This window comes from Alkalibacterium sp. m-11 (assembly GCF_054658155.1).
In genome coordinates this window covers 1-4,927 of sequence record NZ_BAAGIR010000136.1, presented here as the reverse complement: position 1 = coordinate 4,927, position 4,927 = coordinate 1, and the positions used below count along the sequence as shown (strand labels likewise).

Below are 4,927 nucleotides of genomic sequence, written 5' to 3'. Positions count from 1 at the left end.
GCGTCCGTCTTCCTTCAGATTCCGCCTCACGGCGGACACCCTTGACTTTCGCTAACAGTTCCTACTGCCAAGTCTGTAGTGGACTTTCACCACCAAGTTGTCGCCCATGCCGGGCGCACGAAAAAGATCAGCATTCCCCTGTCGGGAAGCTGATCTTTTTGAATAGATTGAATTAGTTTGAGCCGTTAACGACCATTGAAGTGATATCAAGAGTACGGTTGACCTGGTGCTCAACGGCGCCTTTGACGTCTTCCTGCATTTCACCTTCACCACTTACAGTGACAGATGTACCGTAAGGATTTCCGCCAGCTCCAAATAATACTGGATCAGAGTAACCAGGAGCCGCAATGATTGCGCCCCAGTGCATCATTGAAGTGTATAGTGAAAGGATGGTTGCTTCCTGTCCACCGTGAGGGTTCTGAGCAGAAGACATGGCACTGACAACTTTATTGATTGTCTGTCCAGTTGCCCACAGTCCACCTTGTGAATCGATGTATTGTTTCATCTGAGATGGCATTGTTCCAAAACGTGAAGGAACGCTGAATAAAAGCGCATCTGCCCAAGTGATGTCATCTGAAGTTGCTTCAGGAACATCTTTAGTCGCTTCGTAATGCTCTTTCCATGCAGGGTTTGATTCAATGGCTTCCATTGGCGCAGTTTCAGATGCTTTGACTAGTCTTACTTCTGCTCCTTTAGCTTCTGCAGCAGCTTTCGCCCACTGAGCAAGTTGATAGTTTGTACCTGTTGAGCTGTAATAAATTATAGATAGTTTAACTGACATGTGTATGTGCTCCTTTTTAGTTGGTGTTTCGAAGTAGATTATCTCTAATTCGTATTACTTACCTTTGTATAGTAATTCAAATCGATTGAAGTGTCAACTAATAACTGTTAATAGTTTTTCTAGAAAATTTCAGTGTGATTTAGCAGATTTATTTCCTGGATTCGATGAGCTGGCAATTCCTTTAATGACTTTGAAGGATCTTGGGAGAGCTACTTGTAGTTCAGAGTTCAAAGTCATAAATAAGGTGTAAGTAGCAGGGGAGTTAGTGCTAGTTTAATAGTGGTATTAAGGAATAAGGTATAATTAGCGGCGTTTTAATGATAGTTCGGAGCGAAATCATAAAATAAGGTATAAGTAGAAGCGGTCTAGCGGTAGTTTAGAACAGAATTATAGAATAAGGTATAGCTAGAAGCAGTCTGGTGGTAGCTTGCGGCGACAAAATATAATAAGATGCAAGTAGAGACGGTCTAGCGGTAATTCAGAGCAAAATCATGGAATAAGGTATAAGTAGACGAGGTCTACTTATAGATCAGAACACCTTTGACCCAATTAACTATAAGTAGCCCAAAGGCAGTTCAGCAATAAATTAGGGTGAACAGATAGCGTAAGCATTTAGTACATAGCCTCTAATGAGTAAACTCTTCATGAAATCCACAAGAAGAGACAGAAAAAACAAGCCAGTACCAACAGGAAGTCCTGCTGGTACTGGCTTGTTAAGTTCGCTCATCTATTTCAGACTATTGAGTAAAAGACCTAGCCAGGTTCGCCTGGAATTTTAGATCCATGGTCATGATCTTTATTTAGATCTTCAGTAGCCTGATCGACTTCTGCAGATACTTCTTCTGCAGCTTCTTCAGTAGTTACTTTAACTTCGTCTTTCAGGTCCATCGCTTCTTTTCTGATTTCTTCAGAAGCATGATGAAGCTGATCACGAAGTTCCTGAGCTGTCTTGGAAATAGTCAGCTTGATGTTTTCAGTTGCTTCGCCCGTAGTTTGAGCCAGTTCTCCAGATTTCACTTTCGCTTTATCTGCGTATTCACTAGCCTGTTTTTTCGAATCATCGAATCGACGAGCGATATCGTCACGTGTTTCTTTCCCGCTTTTAGGAGCAAACAGTAATCCTAGAGCTGCTCCGATTAATGCGCCTTTAATAAATGACATAGTGCATTCCTCCCTGACAAATAAATAATGTTGAATTCTCTCTACTCATTATAGAACAAACTTTACTTTTTTGAAAAGAGAATCCCTCGAGAGATTTGAAAACCTCATCGTTCGGATAGAAAAGGGCTATGAATGGACCTGATGAGATAATATGCTATAATCGATGTGTAAAGAATGAAAAGCCACAGGTCAATGAAATGTTGGGTAAAATAAATGGCAGATTTGGAAGAAATAGTCACTCTCTCAAGAAGAAAAAGACAGGAGAGGATTTTATTCTTTTTCATAACCGACAGGATGCAGGCAGACAACTGGCCGAAAAACTCAATCATATAGATGTGAAGAATGCAGTCGTGCTCGCTCTTCCAAGAGGCGGGGTGCCCTTAGGTATAGAAATTGCCCGCAAACATCAGCTGGACTTCGACGTTTTGCTGTCGAAAAAGATCGGACATCCGTATCAGCCAGAATACGCGATCGGTGCAGTTTCAGAAAGTGGCGACCCGCTGCTGAATCGAATGGAAACAGACCGGATCGAAGATGACTGGCTTGAAAGAGAAGTAAAGGTATTGAGAAAACAGATGACAAACCGACGGCAGATGTATGCAAAGTGGCTGGAAACTAAAGCGGTAAAGGGCCGTCCAGTGATTATTGTAGACGATGGGATCGCTACTGGACTCACAATGAAAGCAGCGATCAATGCAGTAATAGATCAGGGCGCAGAGAAGATAATCATCGCTGTGCCTGTTATTCCTATGGACACCTATAGAACGCTGAAAAAAGCAGTCGATCAGGTGGTAGCCGTTGAGGTACCGGATTATTTTCTGGGGGCGGTCGGGGCCTACTATGATCATTTCCCTCAAGTAGAAGACAATGAAGTGGAAAAGCTTCTGAAGTCATTGTAATAAACTAACAGTCTACTCATTAAAAATGTGACAGAAATGTAAAAAGTGCTTTTTTTCTTTGACACAGAGTAAACTATTATATAAACTGAAAAACGGTAAATCAAATACTTGTTAGGAGAGGCTCCTAAATGAACACAGGCTATTGCCCAAAAACTTCGAGAGAAGCCAATGGGTAGAACAGGCATGATCGGATTAAGGTCTTGCATAAGATAGCTGATTCCTCGCGAATCTACGTCATTTAGTGCTAAAACCCAGACGAAGAGTAGATGTATGATCATTTGGCCTGCATTGACAGGCAAATGTATAATTACAATAAGCAGCACGAGTGTTTACTCTTTATTCTGATAATGGTTTAGTATGCGGCTTCCGGACACAATCTGGAGGCCGTTTTTATCTGCAAAAAAATGGGGGTGGAGTCATGGTGATAAATGACGACAGTGAAAGTTTAAGTTGGCTGGTAAGTATAACGGGAGAACATTGGAATAACATAATATATTGGAGGAATCATCATGGAAAAATTCAAAAACACAGTATGGACTCATCTTGAGAAAAGAGATATGGAAAGCTTGAAGCAGACACTGTCAGGTGCAGGGGATCTTGATCTGATTAATCTGCTGCATGACCTGCCTGCGGACGAAAAGGCAGTGGTCTTTCGCCTGCTGTCTAAAGACCGTGCGCTGGATATATTTGAGGATCTGGATCCGAACAGTCAGCAGCAGCTGATCAGCTCGTTCAGTGAAGAACGAGTCATCGAGGTCTTTGCAGAAATGGCCCCGGATGATCGTGTACGTCTGCTGGACGAATTTCCAGCTAAGGTCACGAAAAAAATCATCGGCTCACTCAACCAGGAAGAACGGCAGGCAACGGCGCTGCTTATGGGTTACGAAGAAGAAACAGCGGGTCGTCTGATGACACCGGAATACGTAACGGTCAAAAAAGAACAGACTGTGAAAGAAGCGCTTGAGGCAATTAGATTGACGGCTGCTGAAAAAGAAACGATTTATATCGTGTACGTGACCGATGCAAAAAGAATGCTGGAAGGTGTGCTGTCACTAAGAGAACTGGTCATCGCTGATCCTGATGCACGTATCGAAACGGTCATGCACAAGCGTGTAGCGAAAGTTTCGACGGATACCGATCAGGAAGAGGCCGCACGTATGCTTCAGACGCTCGACTTTCTTGCTCTGCCAGTCGTTGATAAGGAAAATCGGATCGTTGGAATCCTGACTTTCGATGACGCCATGGATATCATCGAAGAAGAAACAACAGAAGATATCTTCGATAAAGCCGGTCTGGCGGACTTAAATGATCGGGAATCCAACCGCAGTGAGCGTCTGGTCAACGGGTCTATTATGCAGATTTGGAAGGTCAGGCTGCCTTTCCTCGTTATTACGATGGTCGGGGGTCTGCTTGCAGGTGTCGTTATCGATTCATTTGAAGAAGCCCTTGAAGCAATTGCGGCAGTAGCGATCTTCATTCCGGTCATTATGGATATGGGAGGGAGTGCAGGAACGCAGTCCTCAACTATTTTCGCACGTGGACTGATTCTGGGTCATGTCGATACCAACCGTTTTATGAAGCATTTAGGTAAAGAGACGCTGGTCGGTCTAAGTATGGGTGCATTAGTGGGGCTGGTGACAGGGATCATTGCTTCCGTCTGGCAGGGCATTCCTGAACTGGGAATAGCCGTTGGTGTCGCTCTGGCAGTTACTATGACTCTCGCAACCGTACTTGGTTTCTTTATTCCTTACATCCTGTTCAAACTGGGCATCGATCAGGCTGCAGGAGCAGATCCGATCATTACGACGATTAAAGATATATCTGGGCTGGTCATTTACTTCGTATTAGTCACTCAGCTGCTTGGCTACTTGATGTAATTTAAGAACCCAATAATTGAAATAAAGCAGGCTGTCACTCACGGCGATCTGTTTTTTTGGTAAACTACGATAAGAAGAATACTTGGAACTGTCAAATTTTTTATGAAAACTAAAAATTAAAGGTGGTGAAGGCCCACTGACTATACCAATCGGAGCCGCATTTGCCCTTGACAAACACTTGAATGGTTTCAGTTAAGGTCACAAGGGTG

The 4,927-nt window shown here is 43.3% G+C and carries 4 protein-coding genes and 1 riboswitch; of the genes, 2 read left to right on the top strand and 2 right to left on the bottom strand.

Going from position 1 to position 4,927, the window contains the following annotated elements; genetic code table 11:
• Positions 1–172: 172 nt before the first annotated feature.
• Positions 173–781: an NAD(P)H:quinone oxidoreductase type IV gene (wrbA, locus tag ACYQ2O_RS10440; RefSeq protein WP_346024965.1), complete on the bottom strand. Its 609-nt coding sequence runs from the start codon at positions 779–781 to the stop codon at positions 173–175.
• Positions 782–1,534: 753 nt separating this feature from the next.
• Positions 1,535–1,942 carry a YtxH domain-containing protein gene (locus tag ACYQ2O_RS10435; protein ID WP_459796567.1) on the bottom strand — a complete coding sequence of 136 codons (408 nt, stop codon included), beginning with the start codon at positions 1,940–1,942 and terminating at the stop codon, positions 1,535–1,537.
• 197 nt (positions 1,943–2,139) lie between these two features.
• Here ACYQ2O_RS10435 and ACYQ2O_RS10430 point away from each other — a divergent pair, with 197 nt between their 5' ends.
• Positions 2,140–2,841 carry a phosphoribosyltransferase gene (locus ACYQ2O_RS10430; RefSeq protein ID WP_346024967.1) on the top strand — a complete coding sequence of 234 codons (702 nt, stop codon included), beginning with the start codon at positions 2,140–2,142 and terminating at the stop codon, positions 2,839–2,841.
• Between the two features lie 100 nt (positions 2,842–2,941).
• Positions 2,942–3,111, top strand: a riboswitch (M-box (ykoK) riboswitch).
• A 239-nt stretch (positions 3,112–3,350) separates the two neighbouring features.
• Positions 3,351–4,718: a magnesium transporter gene (gene mgtE, locus ACYQ2O_RS10425; protein ID WP_346024968.1), complete on the top strand. Its 1,368-nt coding sequence runs from the start codon at positions 3,351–3,353 to the stop codon at positions 4,716–4,718.
• Positions 4,719–4,927: the final 209 nt, after the last annotated feature.